Below are 17,166 nucleotides of genomic sequence, written 5' to 3'. Positions count from 1 at the left end.
ATCCAAGGATGCCCCGCCGCGACCTCATGCTGAATCTTGGCAAACCCGCCGGATCAACCCCGCGGCCGCACCAGCTGCCAGGCCCGGCCCAGATAAGTCACCGCGCCGAAGCCGCTCCACACGTGCACCAGACGGGTGAACGGGAAGATCACGAACAAGCTCATGCCCATGAACAAGTGCGCCTTGAACACCGGCGAGGCGCCGACGATGAAGATGGCCGCGTCGCCGCGCAGGGTGACGATGTGCTGGGCCCAGCTCATCAGCAACACCATCTCGTGGCCGTCCAGATGCTGCGCCGACACCGCGATGGTGCTGAGGCCCAGCAGCAAGGTGGCCAGAATCCACAGCAACACCAGCTTGTCGCGCCAGGTGGTGTTGGCCGCCAGCCGGTCACAGGTAAAGCGACGGTGCAGCAAGATCAGGATGCCGATCAGGCACAGGCCGCCCATGATGCCGCCGGCCGTCATCGCGAACACTTGCTTGAAGCTGTGGCTGACGCCCAGCGCGTCCCATACCGCCACCGGCGTCAACAGGCCCACCAGATGGCCGAAGAACAGGCCGATGATGCCGAGGTGGAACAGGATGTTGCCCAGCCGCAGCTGGCCGCGGTACAGCAGCTGCGAGGATTCGCTCTTCCAGCTGTATTGCTCGCGGTCGAAGCGGATCAGGCTGCCCAGCAGGAACACCGCCAGCGCGATGTAGGGGTAGATGCCGAATACGAATTGGTGCAGATAGTTCATGTTGCTCTCCTGGCAGCGGGATTCAGCCCTGCGGCCGCTGCGGGTAAAAATTCACCGGGGCGATGGCCGGCCGCGCCGGCTTCAGCAGCGGCTCCACGCCGTCCGCGCCGGGGCCGAAGGTCTCCAGCATCTCGTCCATGTCGCGCACCGGCGGCACGGTCAGCGCTTCCGGCTCCACCGGCGACAGCAGCACCAGCCCCTGCAGCACGCCGGCGTAGTGGGAATGGCTGTCGGCCAGCTTGCCGGCCACGTGGGCGATCACGTGCACCGCGTCGGAGAGCAGCCGGGCGGCCTCCTCCGGCTGGCACTGCGCCAGGAACTCCAGGAACAGCGGCAGATAGTCCGGCAGCTCGTTCGCCGCCGGCTCCAGGCCCTGGGCCTGGTATTCGGCCAGCAGGTCCACCATGGCCTGGCCGCGGGCGCGGTCCTCGCCGTGGATATGCTCGAACAGGTGCAGCGAATGGCTGGGGTTGCGATCGAAGGTCTGCACATAGCGTTCTTGCAGCGTGATCAGATCCTCGCCCTCCAAGGACAGCAGCAAGGGCTCCAGCAGCCGGGCGATGCGCGGCTCGGCCGCCACCTCGGCGCGGATATCATCCGCCGCCGCGATCAGATCCGGCTCCGGGTAGCACAGCAGCGCCGATAAGGCCTGATAGATGCGCATGGCGTTCTCCTTCACTGACCGGAATTGGACTTGCGGTCGCGCCGCATGTCGTGGAACACGATGGGGGTGGCCTTCTTCTTGCCGAACAGGCTGGCCTCGGACTCGCCGCCGGAGCAGCCGTTGCCGAAGGTGAAGCCGCAGGACGCCTTGTCCTCGAAGGTGTTTTCCACCAGTTCCTTGTGGCTGGACGGAATCACGAAGCGGTCTTCGTAATTGGCGATGGCCATCACCTGATACATCTCCTCCACCTGGGCCGGATTCAGATGCGTGCCCTTGAGGGTGGCGGGGTCCGACACCTTCTCCACGCTCTTCTTGCGCATATAGCGCCGCATCGCCACCATGGTTTCCAGCGCCTTCACCACCGGTTCTTCCTTGCCGGCGGTCAGCAGATTGGCCAGGTACTGGATGGGGATGCGCAGGTCCTTGACGTCCGGGATGATGCCGTTCTCGCCGATCAGGCCGTTTTCCATCGCGGACTGGATCGGAGACAGCGGCGGGATGTACCACACCATGGGCAGGGTCCGGTATTCCGGGTGCAGCGGGAAAGCCACTTTCCACTCCATCGCCATCTTGTAGACCGGGGAGCGCTGCGCGGCGTCGATCCAGCTTTGCGGAATGCCCTGCTTCTGCGCCTCGGCGATCACTTCCGGCGCGTTCGGGTCCAGGAACACGCCCAGCTGCGCCTCGTACAGGCTCTTCGGGTCTTCCACCGCGGCGGCTTCGTCTATCTTGTCGGCGTCGTACAAGAGCACGCCCAGGTAGCGGATGCGGCCGACGCAGGTTTCCGAGCACACCGTCGGCTGGCCGCCCTCGATGCGCGGGTAGCAGAAGGTGCACTTCTCGGCCTTGCCGGAGGTCCAGTTGTAATAAATCTTCTTGTACGGGCAGCCGGACACGCACATGCGCCAGCCGCGGCATTTGTCCTGGTCTATCAGCACGATGCCGTCGTCTTCGCGCTTATAGATGGAGCCGGACGGACAGGAGGCGACGCAGGCCGGGTTCAGGCAGTGTTCGCACAGGCGCGGCAGATACATCATGAAGGTGTTCTCGAAGGCCGAGTACATTTCCTTCTGGATGCCCTCAAACAGGGCGTCCTTGCTGCGCTTGGAGAATTCGCCGCCCAGATCGTCCTCCCAGTTCGGGCCCCATTCGATCTTGTTCATCTTCTTGCCGGTCAGCACCGACACCGGCCGCGCGGTGGGCGGCGTCTTCATCTCCGGCGCGTTCTGCAGATGTTCGTAGTCGTAGGTGAACGGCTCGTAGTAATCGTCTATCGCCGGCATATTGGGGTTGGCGAAGATATTGCCCAGGATTTTCAGCCGGCCGCCCTGACGCGGCTCCAGCTTGCCGTTGGGCTTGCGCACCCAGCCGCCCTTCCACTTTTCCTGGTTTTCCCATTCCTTGGGATAACCGATGCCAGGCTTGGTTTCCACATTGTTGAACCAGGCGTATTCGACGCCGTCGCGGCTGGTCCAGACGTTTTTGCAGGTGACCGAACAAGTGTGGCAGCCGATGCACTTGTCCAGATTCAACACCATGCCGATTTGAGCGCGGATTTTCATTGTTGCTCTCCTGCCGGACTATCCATCCAGTCCACTGAGTTCATCTTGCGCACCACCACGAACTCGTCGCGGTTGGCGCCCACGGTGCCGTAGTAGTTGAAGCCCCAGGACAGCTGCGCGTAGCCGCCTATCATGTGGGTGGGCTTGGTCACCGTGCGGGTCACCGAGTTGTGGATGCCGCCGCGCTTGCCGGACACTTCCGCGCCCGGCACGTTCACGATCTTCTCCTGGGCGTGGTACATCATCGTCATGCCCTGCGGCACCCGCTGCGACACCACGGCGCGGGCGGTCAGCGTGCCGTTGGCGTTGAACACCTCGATCCAGTCGTTGTCCACGATGCCGGCCTTCTTGGCGTCGTCCTCGGACAGCCACACGTTCGGGCCGCCGCGGCTCAGCGTCAGCATGCGCAGATTGTCGGAGTACGTGCTGTGGATGCCCCATTTCTGGTGCGGGGTCAGGAAGTTCAGCACCAGCTCGTGATTGCCGTTGCCGTGCTTGCCCAGCACCGCCTGGGTGGTTTTCAGGTCTACCGCCGGCTTGTACACGCACAGGCCTTCGCCGAAGGCGCGCATCCACTGGTGATCCTGGTAGAACTGCTGGCGGCCGGTGATGGTGCGCCAGGGAATCAGCTCGTGCACATTGGTGTAGCCGGCGTTGTAGCTGACTTCTTCGCTTTCCAGGCCGGACCAGGTGGGCGAGGAAATGATCTTGCGCGGCTGCGCCTGCACGTCGCGGAAGCGGATGCTGTCATGCTCGCGCGGCTTGGCCAGATGGGTGTGGTCGCGGCCGGTGATCTTGGACAGCGCGTCCCAGGCTTTCACCGCCACGTGGCCGTTGGTTTCCGGCGCCAGCGTCAGAATCATCTCGGCGGCGTCGATCGCGGTTTCCAGCTTGGGCTGGCCCTTGCCGGCGCCCTGGCTCGCCACCTGGTTCAGGCCACGCAGGATGTCCACCTCATGGCCGGTTTTCCAGTTGATGCCCTTGCCGCCGTTGCCGGCTTTTTCCAGCAAGGGGCCGATGGTGGTGAACTTGTCGTAGATCGCGCCGTAGTCGCGCTCCACCACCGTCATCTTGGGCATGGTCTTGCCCGGCACCGGCTCGCACTCGCCTTTTTTCCAGTCCTTGGGATCGAAGGGCTGGCCCAGTTCTTCCGGGGTGTCGTGCATCAGCGGGGTCAGCACCAAGTCCTTTTGCACGCCCAGATAGTCCTTGCCCAGCTCGGACAGCTTCTTGGCGAAGCCCTTGTAGATCTCCCAGTCGGTGCGGGACTGCCACAAGGGCTGCACCGCTTCGGACAGCGGGTGGATGAAGGGGTGCATGTCCGAGGTGTTGAGGTCGTCCTTCTCGTACCAGGTGGCGGTGGGCAGCACCACGTCGCCGTACAAGCAGGTGGTGGACATGCGGAAGTCCAGCACCACCAGCAGGTCCAGCTTGCCTTCCGCCGCCGGCCGCACGGTGATTTCGGTGGGCTTGATGCAGTCGTCTTCCGAATTCAACACCGCGTTCTGGGTGCCCAGCAGGTATTTGAGGAAGTATTCGTGGCCCTTGCCGGAGCTGCCCAGGATGTTGGAACGCCACACGAACATATTGCGCGGGAAGTTCTGCGGGTTGTCCGGGTCGTTGCAGGCCAGGTCCAGCTTGCCGGACTTCAGGCCGTCCACCACGTAGGCGGCGGCGTCCTGGCCGGCGGCGGCCGCGGCGCGGGTCACCTCCAGCGGGTTGGCGGACAGCTGCGGCGCGGACGGCAGCCAGCCCATGCGCTCGGCCTTGGCGTTGTAATCGATCAGCGCCATGCCGGCCATGCGGCCGTCGGCGGTGGGCGCCAGGATTTCGCCGACGCCCAGTTTTTCATGCCGCCACTGGCTGGTGTGGGCGTAGAAGAAGCTGGTGCCGTTCATCTGCCGCGCCGGGCGGTTCCAGTCGCCGGCGAAGGCCAGCGGCGCCCAACCGGTTTGCGGACGCAGTTTTTCCTGGCCCACATAGTGGCACCAGCCGCCGCCGGACTGGCCGATGCAGCCGCAGAGCATCAACATATTGATGATGCCGCGGTAGGTCATGTCCATGTGGTACCAGTGGTTCAGCGCCGCGCCGACAATGACCATGGATTTGCCCTGGGTCTGATCGGCGTTCTGGGCGAACTCGCGCGCCACCTGGATCACCAATTCCGGCTTCACGCCGGTGTGCTTCTGCTGCCAGGCCGGGGTGTAGGGCACGTCGTCCAGATAGTCGACGGCGACGTTGCCGCCGCCCAGGCCGCGGTCTATGCCGTAGTTGGCCGCCATCAGGTCGAATACCGTGGCCACCAGGGTTTCGCTGCCGTCGGCCAGACGGATGCGCTTGGCCGGCACATTGCGGGTCAGCAGTTCATCGTGCTCGGCGCCGAAGTAAGGGAAGCCCACGCCCACCACCGCGTCGCTTTCTTTGATCAGCGACAGCTTGGCGGACACCTCGCGGCCGTTGCCGCCGTCCTTCTGCTCCAGGTTCCACTTGCCGGCCTTGCCCTCGGCCTGGCCCCAGCGGAAGCCGATGGAGCCGTTGGGCGCGACGATGTCGCCGCTGGCCTCGTCGATCAGCAGGGTTTTCCAGTCCGGGTTGTTGTCTTCGCCCAAGCCGCCTTCCAGATGGGAGGCGCGCAGGAAGTAGTCCGGAATGTAGCGCTCGCCGTCTTGCTTCAGCGCCACCAGCATCGGCATGTCGGTATAGCGGCGGATGTAGTCGGTGAAGTAGCCGGACGGATTATCGAGGTGGAATTCCTTGAAGATCACATGGCCCATCGCCATTGCCATCGCGGCGTCGGTGCCCTGTTTGGGGGCCATCCAGATGTCGCCGAACTTGGCCATTTCGCCAAAGTCGCTGGACACCGCCACCGTCTTGGTGCCCTTGTAGCGCACCTCGGTGTAAAAGTGGGCGTCCGGGGTGCGGGTCATCGGCACATTGGAGCCCCACACCATCAGATAGGTGGAGTTGTACCAGTCCGCGGATTCGGCCACGTCGGTCTGCTCGCCCCAGGTCTGCGGGCTGGCCGGCGGCAAATCGCAATACCAGTCGTAGAAGGACAGCGGCACCCCGCCGATCAGGCTGAGGTAACGGCTGCCGGCGGCGTAGGACACCATGGACATCGCCGGAATCGGCGAGAAGCCCACCACGCGGTCCGGACCGTATCGCTTGATGGTGAAGGCGTTGGCGGCGGCCACGATCTCATTGGCCTCGTCCCAGCTGGCGCGCACGAAACCGCCCTGGCCGCGCTTGGACTTGTACTGCTTGGCCAGTTCCGGCGTCTGGCTGATCTTTTCCCAGGCCTCCACCGGGCTCAGGGTCTGGCGCACCTCGCGCCACAATTTGGCCAGCCGGCCGCGGATCATCGGGTATTTGACGCGCTGGGCGGAGTAGACGTACCAGCTATAGGACGCGCCGCGCGGACAGCCGCGCGGTTCGTGATTGGGCAGGTCCGGCCGGGTGCGCGGGTAATCGGTCTGCTGGGTTTCCCAGGTGATCAGGCCGTTCTTCACATACACCTTCCAGCTACAGGAGCCGGTGCAGTTCACGCCATGGGTGGAACGCACCACCTTGTCGTGCTGCCAGCGCTGGCGGTAGGCGTTTTCCCAACCGCGATCCTCGTTGACGACGGCGCCGTGACCATTGGCAAAGGTGGAGCGGGTCTTGCCCAGGAAATTCAAACGGTCGAGAAAGTGACTCATCTTGCCTCCAAATATCGGGGTCCGCGCCGCACGGGCCGGCGGCTCCAGCCACCGGGGGAAACGGACCTTTTCACTTGATTGCAAGCTTAGAACGCGGCAGCAAGCGCCGACATTCGCCGAAGGTTGGCGCGTGGCGGCGCATTGGCACTAGTCACGGTTAGTACTTTGGCGAGACGGACTAGCCAGAAAGAACTAGTGGCGATATTCGACCCTTGCCGTCGAAAAATAAAATGTTATAACATAACAAAAACCGCGAACAGCCAAAGGCCTTCCTTCGCCACTCGCATCGCCCTCACCTAATCGGACCCCATGCCATGACGCCCACGCCCTCCTCCTCCGCCGCGCTAGACGCCAGACTGCCGGTCACCGTGCTGTCCGGCTTCCTTGGCGCCGGCAAAACCACCTTGCTCAACCACATCCTCAACAACCGCGAAGGCCGCCGCGTGGCGGTGATCGTCAACGATATGAGCGAGGTCAATATCGACGCCGCCCTGGTGCGCGAAGGCGGCGCCGCGCTGTCGCGCACCGAGGAAAAACTGGTGGAGATGAGCAATGGCTGCATCTGCTGCACCCTGCGCGAAGACCTGCTGCTGGAAGTGTCGCGGCTGGCGCGCGAAGGCCGCTTCGACCAACTGGTGATCGAATCCACCGGCATCGCCGAACCGCTGCCGGTGGCGGAAACCTTCACCTTCGCCGATGAGCAGGGCCGCAGCCTGGCCGACTCCGCGCGGCTGGACACCATGGTCACCGTGGTGGACGCCTGTCACTTCCTGCGCGACTACGCCTCGCGCGATCAACTGCGGCAACGCGGCGAATCCCTGGGCGAGGCCGACGAGCGCACGGTGGCGGACCTGTTGATCGAACAAGTGGAGTTCTGCGACGTGATCGTGCTCAACAAGACCGATCTGATCGACGCCGCGGACAAGGAACGGCTGGCCGGCATCCTGCGCCAGCTCAACCCGCGCGCCCGCATCGTCGAAGCCCGCTTCGGCCAGGTGCCGCTGGACGCGGTGCTCGACACCGGCCTGTTCGACTTCGACGCTGCCGCCGACGCCCCCGGCTGGCTCAGCGAGCTGCGCGGCGAGCACACGCCGGAAACCGAGGAATACGGCATCGCCAGCTTCGTCTACCGCGCGCGCCGCCCCTTCCACCCGCAGCGCTTCTTTGAACTGGCGCAGCGGGAATGGCCGGGCGTGCTGCGCTCCAAGGGCTATTTCTGGCTGGCCAGCCGCCCGGCTCACGCCCAACTGTGGTCGCAGGCCGGCGCGGTGTGCCGCCACGAGCTGGCCGGCCAATGGTGGGCCGCCACCCCGCGCGAATACTGGCCGCAGGACGAAGACAGCCTGCGCCAGATCGAAAGCCACTGGCGGGACGGCATCGGCGACGCGCGCCAGGAACTGGTGCTGATCGGCATCGCCATAAACGAAGCGGAGCTGCGCCGACAATTGGACGACTGCCTGCTGGACGAGGCCGAAATGGCCGCCGGCCCGGCCGCCTGGGCGCTGCTGCCGGACCCCTTCCCGCCGCTGGAAACCCTTGCCGAGGACGCCGCATGAACGCCCCGCTGCCCGATATCGCGCGCAGCGGCGCCGCGGCCGCGCTGCTGCCCTTGAACTGGGTGGGCATGGACGGCATCGCGCTGCCGCTGCGGCTGGCGGACGCCGCCCACGGCTGCGTCGCCGCCCGCGCCAGCGTGCAAGTCAACCTGCCCCGGCCGGCGATCAAGGGCATACACATGTCCCGGCTCTACCGGCTGCTGCAAGCCCACGCCGACGCCGCGCCGCTCAGCCCGGACGCCCTAAGCCGGCTGCTGCGGGCGATGGCGGACAGCCACGCCGACTGCGGCAGCGACACCGCCCGCGCGGAATTCCGCTTCGAACTGCTGCGCCAGCGCCCGGCGCTGGCCACGCCGGGCCTGTCCGGCTGGAAGGCCTACCCCGCCGCGCTGGGAGCCGAACTCGACGGCGACGGCTGCCGGCTGTGGGCCGAAGTGGAAATCGCCTACTCCTCCACCTGCCCCTGCTCCGCCGCGCTGGCGCGCAGGCTGATCGCCGACGCCTTCCGCCAACAGGAGCGCGCGGCCACGCCGGACGCGGTCTACGACTGGCTGCTGGAACACGCCACCCTGGCCACCCCGCACAGCCAGCGCAGCCAGGCGCGGCTGCGCTTCGACATCCCCGCCGACGCCGCCGGCTGGGACCTGGCGATGCGCATAGACCTGGCCGAACAAGCGCTGGCCACCCCGGTGCAAACCGCGGTCAAGCGCGCCGACGAACAAGCTTTCGCCGCCCTCAACGGCGCCAATCTGATGTATGTGGAAGACGCCGCGCGCCGGCTGCAAGCGGCGCTGGCCGGCCACGGCCTGAGCCGGGTGGACGTCCGCCACCAGGAAAGCCTGCACCCGCACGACGCGGTGGCGGCCAGCCAACTCTCATAAGCAATCCACGATCTCGCGAGCAAGAGCGAGACAAGGCGAGAACAGCGGAGAAAGCGGAATGTACATTCGGTACATGAGCATTTCGAAGATGTTCTCAACGCCGTATCGCCGCAGCGCAGCAGATCGTGAACACACTCTCAGGGAGCAGCGCTTGATACGCAAGAACCCCTCCGGCCACCTGCCGGTGATCGCCGAATCCGCCTACATCGACAAGACCGCCATCCTCTGCGGCAAGATCATCGTCCACGATCATGTCTTCATCGGCCCCTACGCGGTGATCCGCGCCGACGAAGTGGACGCCAACGGCGAGATGGAAGCCATCGTCATCGGCCCCCACTCCAATATCCAGGACGGCGTGGTCATCCACTCCAAGGCCGGCGCCGCCGTCACCATCGGCGCGCACACCTCCATCGCCCACCGCTCCATCATCCACGGCCCCTGCGCCGTGGGCGAACGCGTCTTCGTCGGCTTCAACAGCGTGCTGTTCAACTGCCGCGTCGGCGACGGCTGCGTGGTGCGCCACAACGCGGTGGTGGACGGCTGCGAACTGCCGGCCGGCTGCTACGTGGCCTCCACCGAACGCATAGGCGCGGCCAGCGACACCGCGCGCCTGCCCAAGGCCAGCGTGTCCGCCGCCGAATTCTCCGAAGACGTGCTGCGCGCCAACAGCGAACTGGTGCGCGGCTACAAAGCGCTGCAAAACGAGTTCTGAATGAGCGACATCCTGATCCGCAACGCCCGCCTGGTCAGCGACGGCCGCGAGTGGGAAGCCGACCTGCGCGTCGGCAACGGCCGCATCCGCCGCATCGATGCCAGCCTGCCCGGCCGCCCCGGCGACATCGACATCGACGCCGCCGGCCAATGGCTGCTGCCCGGCATGATCGACGACCAAGTCCACTTCCGCGAACCCGGCGCGCCGCACAAGGGCAGCATCGCCAGCGAATCCCGCGCCGCGGTGGCCGGCGGCGTCACCAGCTTCATGGACATGCCCAACACCCGGCCGGCCACCACCTGCCTGGACGCGCTGGCGGACAAGGAAAGCCGCGCCGCCGCCCACTCCGTGGCCAATTACGGCTTCCACCTGGGCGCCACCCGCCACAATCTGGCGCTGATCGCCGCGCTGCCGCCCAACCGCGCCGCCGGCGTCAAAGTATTCATGGGCGCCAGCACCGGCGACCTGCTGCTGGACGACCCGGCCGCGCTGGAGCGGCTGTTCGCCGCTTGCCCGCTGCCCATCCTCACCCACTGCGAACACACGCCGCGCATCCGCGAGCGCGAAGCCGCCTGGCGGCTGCGCTTCGGCGACGACATCCCGCCGGACCAGCACCCGCTGATCCGCGACGCCGAAGCCTGCTACCAATCCACCCGGCTGGCGGTGGAGCTGGCGCAACGCCACGACAGCCAACTGCACGTGCTGCATCTGAGCAGCGCGCGCGAACTGGAGCTGTTCCGGCCCGGCCCCGTCGCCGGCAAGCGCATCACCGCCGAAGCCTGCGTCCACCACCTGCTGCTGGACGACGGCGACTACGCCCGTCTGGGCCACCTGATCAAATGCAATCCGGCGATCAAAAGCCGCGCCGACCGCGACGCGCTGCGCCAGGCGCTGCGCGACGGCCGCATCGATCTGATCGGCACCGATCACGCACCGCACGCCTGGGAGGAAAAACAGCAGCCCTACACACAGGCCCCGGCCGGCCTGCCGCTGGTCCAGCACGCGCTGCCGGCGCTGCTGGAATTGGTGGCCGACGGCGAACTGACGCTGCCGCAACTGGTGGACAAGACCAGCCACGCGGTGGCCACCCGCTTCGCCATCGCCGAACGCGGCTATCTGCGCGAAGGCTATTGGGCCGATCTGACGCTGGTGCAGCGCCTGCCCGCGCCGCGTCCGGTCTGCCGCGACGCCCTGCTGGCTCATTGCGGCTGGACCCCCTTCCCGCATCTGGCCTTCCGCCACGCGGTCAGCGCCACCATCGTTTCCGGTCAATTGGCTTGGTTCCAGGGCCGCATCCAGCCGGACTGCCAGGGCCTGCCGCTGCGGTTTATGCGCTGAGGGCCGGTTCAAGACCGGCTGTCGGCGGGCTCCCGAAGCCACTGCCGGTGGGTATCGCCGGTGGCTCCACCCACCCTACGGACTGACGCCTCACGCTGCGTCCCCTGGGTAGGGTGGGTGGAGCGCAGCGATACCCACGCGGAAAAAGCCGACAACCCTATCCTATGTACGAGCAGGACATCAACCGACGCCAAAAACGCAAAAAGCCGCCGTTTGTCGCCAAACGACGGCTCAAGCTTTCCCCGGCGGGGATCACCCGCCGCTTAGCCTTGCCATGCCCTGCCAGCGCGCTATTGAGACGCCCGCATACTCCGGCCAAGGCGCCGCCACCGTCTTGCCATGCGGCGCGGCGACATACAGGCCGGAGGGGCGCAGCAAGAGACTCCGCGCTTAGCGCCGCTCACAAAACCTCGCAGAGAACCTGAGCCAAGGCGCGCCGACGCAGGCAGTACAAGTCGTACGACAAGGAGGCGCAACGCAGGATCAGGGGTTTTGTTAGCGGGTCTTAAGCGCGACGATAAGCAACGCTCATCTGGTCAGGGTCGGGGGAAAACAAGGTTCGCGGAACGCGATTCGAATCAATCATGATGACGTCTCCGATATGGGTTACACCTGCTTCCCGCTGCTAAACGGAAGCGGCAGGCACCTGACAGGGTTAGCAGACCGGCATATCGGAACCGGCAGCCCACGGGGGGCTCCCCGCCAGCGCCTGCCATGTACGCGTGCGCCGACACAGACAATGCCGCGCGGAGGCGGCATTGTCTGCCGATATGCTTTTAGGAGCTGCTAAACCCACTTGTGCCGAGATTGCGACGGCACGCGGGGATTGTTGGCGAGCGGGGAGGATAAGTCAAGGCGGCGCGGCCCACGGCCTGACCGTCTCGGGCATTTGTCGCACCGGCACCATCTTGGCCCCTCAAACAAGGGCGGCAGGCGTCTGGCAGGGTTAGCAGACCGGCATCTTGGAACCGGCAGCCCGCGAGGGCTCCCCGCCAGCGCCCGCCATTGACTCGTGCTCCGACATGAACGATGCCACACGACGGCTGACAGAATCGGTTGGCAAGCCAGCCGGATACCTCAAGACAACGCAGAATGGAGGCGGCAGACGCCTAACAGGGTTGACAGACCGGCATATCGGAACCGGCAGCCCGTGAGGGCTCCCCGCCAGCGCCCGCCATTAACACTTATGCCGATACCGACCATGCCGCGCGATAGCATGGCGAAAAGGGTTGGCTAAACGGCCAAATACGTCAAGCCAAGGCGGTCTAATTGAAACCGCATCGCCATTCCGCCTCCTCCCCTCAATAAAAACCCGCGGCCAATAAAATGCCACCCACATTTAAATATCTATACATCATATAAATAGAAACAACAATAAAGTCCTTACAAAACCATCTTTATTTAATACTTTCCCATAAAGCAATTTAACAATTAAAATCAATGACATAGGTCTGTAATTATTTACCATTGACCTTAAAAAACAAACACCGGAATACTGTAAATATAAAATTCAATCATTTACAAAAATGATCACAACAATGGCTCGCTCGCTTCATTCCATCACTTAGGAGCGCCATATGCGATTGTATAAAAGCCTTGCCCTTGCCGCGGGCCTGATTCCCTTATTGTCCGCGTGCGAGACCGACGAAGCCAGCCCCTTTTCCACCGGATCGGTACAGACCGCCAGTTTCAAGCAGGCCGCCAGTTCCGTCATCAAGACCGATTTCGAAATCTTCAAGCAATGCGCGGACAACTGCATTCTCTCGCCGGCGGAACCGGGTAAATTCATCAGCACCTCATTGCCGCTGCAAATCACCCCGTCGCCGGACGAAGGCGTGCTGTATTACTCGATGTTCGTGCAAGACCGTCTCATCGCCGCGGCCAATAATAGCGCCACCATCAAGATCGACAACTTCGCCAAGGTCCGGATCAACGACGGCCAAAGCACCGGCCACGCGCCGGGCACTTTGACCATTGAACTGGCAGCCCCGGACGGCAAGGTCAAGACATTCACCCATAAGCGCCGCACCGAATGGTTCACGCTGAATTGGGTGGTGCCCATCGGCAAAGACGCGCCCACCAGCATCAAGCTGTTCATCATGGACATGGACAGCAATAAGAAGATCGTCGATCACTCGCCGCTGTACAGCGTGGACCTGGACAACGCCGCGCTGGCGCGCTGGCCGGACAAGGCCAAGCTGGCGTTCAGCTCCGCCAATCCAAGAAACGACATCATCCTGTCTTGGCCGGGCGTGGGCTACACCGCCGCGCCCACGCAGCACAACCGGCAAAAGCGCTGGAGCGAATGGCATAGCGGCGTCCTGCTGTGCTGGCTGGACCCGCTGGACGCCATCTACAACTATGTCACCCAAAACCGCTGCCAGTTGAACAAGACCTGGGAAGGCAAGCTGTACCAGGTGGTGGCCGGCAAGCCGCAGATCAATGAATTCAAACCGCTGGCCAAAGCGCCCATCCAGCACCGGGTGCACTTCAGCAAGGAAAACGCCTTGGGCGCGCTGTCCGCCCACCGCGTCTGCGGCATCCCGCTGGAATCCCTGGCCCGCAGCCGCCAGCCCAGAGGATGGGAAGAGCTGTCCGCTTGCGGCTTCCGGGTGGAAAACATCGTCGGGCTGTACATCGCCACCCGGCTGTCCTTCGACCGTTTCCGCCAGGTGGTCGATGACTTGATCCATTCCCGCCCGGTCAGCGGCGCGCAAGATCCGGAGGCGCTGGAGCAATTGGGCACCGCGGTGCGCGAAACGCCGGAACTGGCCCGCGAAGGCCTGGCCGAGGCGGAAGCGCGCTTGAACGCCTATCGCGCCAACCACGCCGGCGCCAGCGCCGACGACGCGCAAAGAGCGGACGTGCTGTCCCTGACTTGCCCGGCCGACAGCGAGCCTTGCGCCGCCGCCAACGCCGACGGCGCCCACGTCAACCGCGAGTACCACCCCGGCTCAAGCTTCTTCGCGCCGGGCGAGCCGGTGGAATTCCTCGCCAACGGCACCACCAGCAACTGGAGCCAGGAGCGCCTGCTGGCCACCCATCAGCAGCTGCTGGACCAGGGCTATGTCTTCGCCGGCTATCACGGCGGCTCCCGCGCCGCCGCCACAAGCATCGTCACCGCCGGCATCACCCGCCGTTCCCAGGATCTGCAGCCGATCTGGCGCGGCCTCTATATCGCCGGCGATCCGAACGTCGCCTACGGCTACGCGCTGGACAACGACTCCGGCGCCACCGGCATCATGATGCGCGTCTACGTGCCCAGAACCGCCCTCTCCCGCCTGTTCCGCACCAGCCAGCCGCTCAGCGACGAGGCCGCGGCGCTCAGAGAGATCAGCCGCTTGCTCGGCCGCAACGTCACCTTGAACAGCCTCTTGGGCTATGAGTCGATCACCGGGCCGCAAGACCCCGGCGAAGCGGATGAAACCATTCTGGGCTGGGATCTGGCGGAACACGCGGTAGCGATTCCGTCGATGATTCAGGGCAACAACAGCGTGCGGCCCATCAATGTGCCGGACTACGAGAAGAAGATCAGCGGCCTGCCTGACTACGTCACCAAGCGCTGACCACCATCAGGCCCTGGGAAAGCTCTCAGGGCCTGTTTACGATCTGCTGTGCGTCGTGGAGCGTTACACGGTGAGTACCGCTTCAGAATGCTCCTGTACCCTATGTACATTCCGCTTCTTCAGCCGCAACACCTTGTCTCGCTCTTGCTCGCAAGAACCTAAACAGACTCTCACGGCCCTGACGCAAAAAAAGCCCGCTGTTTCCAGCGGGCCAAGTCTTACCCCAATTTTAATCAAGCGGCTCAAGCCTCCGTGGCGGCCAGTTCGCGCCGCGCATCCGGCGCTGGCCGCGCCAGCAGCTCCATCCACTTGCGGCAGGCGGAGAGCAGGATCACCAGGCCCAGCGCCAGCATGGCGATAGAGATGGCGGCGTTGAACAGGTTGTAGCCCTTGGCCGCCGGGTTCAGGTAAACGTGCTTGATCATCCAGTAACCGGCGTAATTGACGGTGACGTAGAGATAAGCCAGCGGCAGCAGGCAGGTCATCATGTAGGCGCGATTGTGCGACAGCCGCAGGATGATGGTGGCGCCGATGATCAGGCCGATGGACGCCATCAGCTGATTGGACACGCCAAACAAGGCCCACACGGAGTTGATGTCGCCGGAGTTCAGCAGATAGCCCCACAGCAGGCAGGCCACCACCGAAGCGCCGATAGCGCCGGGCATCCAGTCAGTGCGCTTGAGCGGCGCCCAGGCGTCGCCGACGAAATCCTGGATCAGATAACGGGCGACGCGGGTGCCGGAATCAATGGCGGTGAGGATGAACACCGCTTCGAACATCACCATGAACTGGAAGAAATAGGACGCCAGATTATGGAACCAGGGAATGCGGGTGAAGATGTCCGCCATGCCCACCGCCAGCGTCACCGCGCCGCCGGTGCGGCCGTACAGGTCCAGGCCGATCTCCTGGGACAGCTGCGGCAGGTTCACCACCTGCATGCCCAGCTTGGCGAAGGTGTCCGGCGCGGAGTTGATGGCGAAGTAATCCGCCGGGTGCAAGGCGGTGGCGGCGATCAAGGCCATCACCCCCACCACGCATTCGGCCAGCATCGCGCCGAAACCCACCGGCAGGATGTCGCTCCAGCGGTCTATCTGCTTGGGCGTGGTGCCGGAGCCGATGAAGGCGTGGAAGCCGGAAATGGCGCCGCAGGCGATGGTGATGGAGATGAACGGCCATACCGGGCCGGCCAGCACCGGGCCGCCGCCGTGGATGAACTGGGTAACGGCCGGGAACTGGATTTGCGGGTTGATGAATACCACGCCCACCACCAACAGACCGAACACGCCTATCTTCATGAAGCTGGACAGACAAGCGCGCGGGGTCAGCAGCATCCACACCGGCAACGCGGTGGCGAAGAAGGCGTAGACGGGCAGCAGCAGGGACACGGTGGACGCCTTCAGCGTCAGCAGCTCGCCCAGCGCGGTGCCCTGGATGTAGGGACCGGCGAACACACAGGCCATGATGGCGGCGACGCCGACATAGCTGGCGTTCTTCATGCTGCCGGTGACGCGCTCCCACAAGCCGACGGCGATGGCGATGGGAATGGTCATGCTCACCGCGAACGCGCCCCAGGGATTGCGCTCCAGCGCGTGCACCACCACCATGGACAGGCCGGCCATGGTGATGGTGATGATGAACAGCATGGCCAGGCCGGTGCACCAGCCGGCCCAGGGGCCCAGCTCGGTCTTGGCCACTTCCGACAGCGATTTGCCGTGATGCTTCATCGAGGCGAACAGCACCACGGTGTCGTGCACCGCGCCGCCGATCACACAGCCTATCAACAGCCACAACATGCTGGGCAGATAGCCGTACTGGGCGGCCAGCACCGGTCCCACCAGCGGGCCGGCCGCCGCAATGGCGGCGAAGTGACCGCCAAACGCCACCCACTTGCTGGTGGGCACATAGTCCTTGCCGTCCTTTAACTCATGCGCCGGGGTCACGGCGCTATCATCGACACCCAATACCTTGCGCGTGAAGAACACCCCGTACAGGCGGTAGCAGATGGCAAGTATGCAAAGGGTGGCGATCACGAAGGTCAATGCGTGATCCATTTTTGTCAGCTCCGGTGATAGTCTCACCCGGAACTTACGCGCGGGCGCGGTCTTCGTGGGGCGGAAAGCGGCTCAGCGGCCGCATGGCGTCGCCAGCGGCGGCCAGAGCGGGGCGAGCGGTTCCCGGAATGTGCTGACGATCTTGAGCGGGACAAGGCGAAACCGGCTGAGGAAGCGGAATGTACGCGTGGTACATGAGTATTTCGAAGGCGGTTTTAACGCCGTATCGCCGACGCGCAGCAGATCGTAAACAGGCCCTCAGGGCCTGTTCAAAGTCTCGCGAGCTAGGGCGAGACAAGGCGAAACCGGCTGAGGAAGCGGAATGTACGGATGGTACATGAGCATTTCGAAGGCGGTTTTAACGCCGTATCGCCGACGCGCAGCAGATCGTAAACAGG

Annotated in this window: 10 protein-coding genes; 5 read left to right on the top strand and 5 right to left on the bottom strand. The window is 64.5% G+C overall.

Annotated elements, in window-relative coordinates; translation table 11 throughout:
- Positions 1–53: 53 nt before the first annotated feature.
- The 4 genes from narI to ACODRW_RS05020 are packed head-to-tail and all read right to left on the bottom strand — an operon-like array spanning position 54 to position 6,664.
- Positions 54–740, bottom strand: a complete 687-nt coding sequence (gene narI / locus ACODRW_RS05035) for a respiratory nitrate reductase subunit gamma (RefSeq protein ID WP_107799001.1) — start codon at positions 738–740, stop codon at positions 54–56.
- Between the two features lie 22 nt (positions 741–762).
- Positions 763–1,404 carry a nitrate reductase molybdenum cofactor assembly chaperone gene (gene narJ / locus ACODRW_RS05030; protein ID WP_235089547.1) on the bottom strand — a complete coding sequence of 214 codons (642 nt, stop codon included), beginning with the start codon at positions 1,402–1,404 and terminating at the stop codon, positions 763–765.
- 11 nt (positions 1,405–1,415) lie between these two features.
- Positions 1,416–2,966: a nitrate reductase subunit beta gene (gene narH, locus ACODRW_RS05025; RefSeq protein WP_107798999.1), complete on the bottom strand. Its 1,551-nt coding sequence runs from the start codon at positions 2,964–2,966 to the stop codon at positions 1,416–1,418.
- On the bottom strand, positions 2,963–6,664 hold the full coding sequence (locus tag ACODRW_RS05020; protein ID WP_488905287.1) for a nitrate reductase subunit alpha: 3,702 nt from the start codon (positions 6,662–6,664) through the stop codon (positions 2,963–2,965). Before ACODRW_RS05020 ends, narH begins: the two co-directional genes overlap by 4 nt.
- Positions 6,665–6,978: 314 nt before the next feature.
- Between ACODRW_RS05020 and zigA the strand changes: the two genes are divergently transcribed.
- The 5 genes from zigA (at position 6,979) to ACODRW_RS04995 (ending at position 14,717) form a co-directional block, all read left to right on the top strand.
- Complete coding sequence (zigA, locus tag ACODRW_RS05015; protein WP_488905286.1) at positions 6,979–8,220, top strand: zinc metallochaperone GTPase ZigA; 1,242 nt, start codon at positions 6,979–6,981, stop codon at positions 8,218–8,220.
- Positions 8,217–9,101: a GTP cyclohydrolase FolE2 gene (folE2, locus tag ACODRW_RS05010; protein ID WP_488905285.1), complete on the top strand. Its 885-nt coding sequence runs from the start codon at positions 8,217–8,219 to the stop codon at positions 9,099–9,101. The genes zigA and folE2 overlap by 4 nt, the downstream gene beginning before the upstream one ends.
- 151 nt (positions 9,102–9,252) lie before the next feature.
- Positions 9,253–9,813 carry an LbetaH domain-containing protein gene (locus ACODRW_RS05005; protein WP_488905284.1) on the top strand — a complete coding sequence of 187 codons (561 nt, stop codon included), beginning with the start codon at positions 9,253–9,255 and terminating at the stop codon, positions 9,811–9,813.
- Entirely contained in the window at positions 9,814–11,151 is a 1,338-nt protein-coding gene (locus tag ACODRW_RS05000) for a dihydroorotase (protein WP_488905283.1), read from the top strand.
- 1,577 nt (positions 11,152–12,728) lie between these two features.
- Positions 12,729–14,717, top strand: coding sequence for an exotoxin A binding domain-containing protein (locus tag ACODRW_RS04995; protein WP_488905282.1), 1,989 nt, complete (start codon positions 12,729–12,731; stop codon positions 14,715–14,717).
- A gap of 242 nt (positions 14,718–14,959) precedes the next feature.
- Here ACODRW_RS04995 and ACODRW_RS04990 read toward each other — a convergent pair whose 3' ends face one another.
- Complete coding sequence (locus ACODRW_RS04990; RefSeq protein WP_235089556.1) at positions 14,960–16,768, bottom strand: carbon starvation CstA family protein; 1,809 nt, start codon at positions 16,766–16,768, stop codon at positions 14,960–14,962.
- Positions 16,769–17,166 lie beyond the last annotated feature (398 nt).

This window comes from Chromobacterium sp. FG89, assembly GCF_057808735.1.
This window is presented reverse-complemented; position numbering and strand designations above follow the sequence as displayed.

Bases quoted from the DNA above. Each gene is read 5' to 3' on its own strand.
- narJ (WP_235089547.1), bottom strand. From the start codon at position 1,404: ATGCGCATCTATCAGGCCTTATCGGCGCTGCTGTGCTACCCGGAGCCG.
- ACODRW_RS04990 (WP_235089556.1), bottom strand. From the start codon at position 16,768: ATGGATCACGCATTGACCTTCGTGATCGCCACCCTTTGCATACTTGCC.
- folE2 (WP_488905285.1), top strand. From the start codon at position 8,217: ATGAACGCCCCGCTGCCCGATATCGCGCGCAGCGGCGCCGCGGCCGCG.
- narI (WP_107799001.1), bottom strand. From the start codon at position 740: ATGAACTATCTGCACCAATTCGTATTCGGCATCTACCCCTACATCGCG.
- zigA (WP_488905286.1), top strand. From the start codon at position 6,979: ATGACGCCCACGCCCTCCTCCTCCGCCGCGCTAGACGCCAGACTGCCG.
- narH (WP_107798999.1), bottom strand. From the start codon at position 2,966: ATGAAAATCCGCGCTCAAATCGGCATGGTGTTGAATCTGGACAAGTGC.
- ACODRW_RS05000 (WP_488905283.1), top strand. From the start codon at position 9,814: ATGAGCGACATCCTGATCCGCAACGCCCGCCTGGTCAGCGACGGCCGC.
- ACODRW_RS04995 (WP_488905282.1), top strand. From the start codon at position 12,729: ATGCGATTGTATAAAAGCCTTGCCCTTGCCGCGGGCCTGATTCCCTTA.
- ACODRW_RS05020 (WP_488905287.1), bottom strand. From the start codon at position 6,664: ATGAGTCACTTTCTCGACCGTTTGAATTTCCTGGGCAAGACCCGCTCC.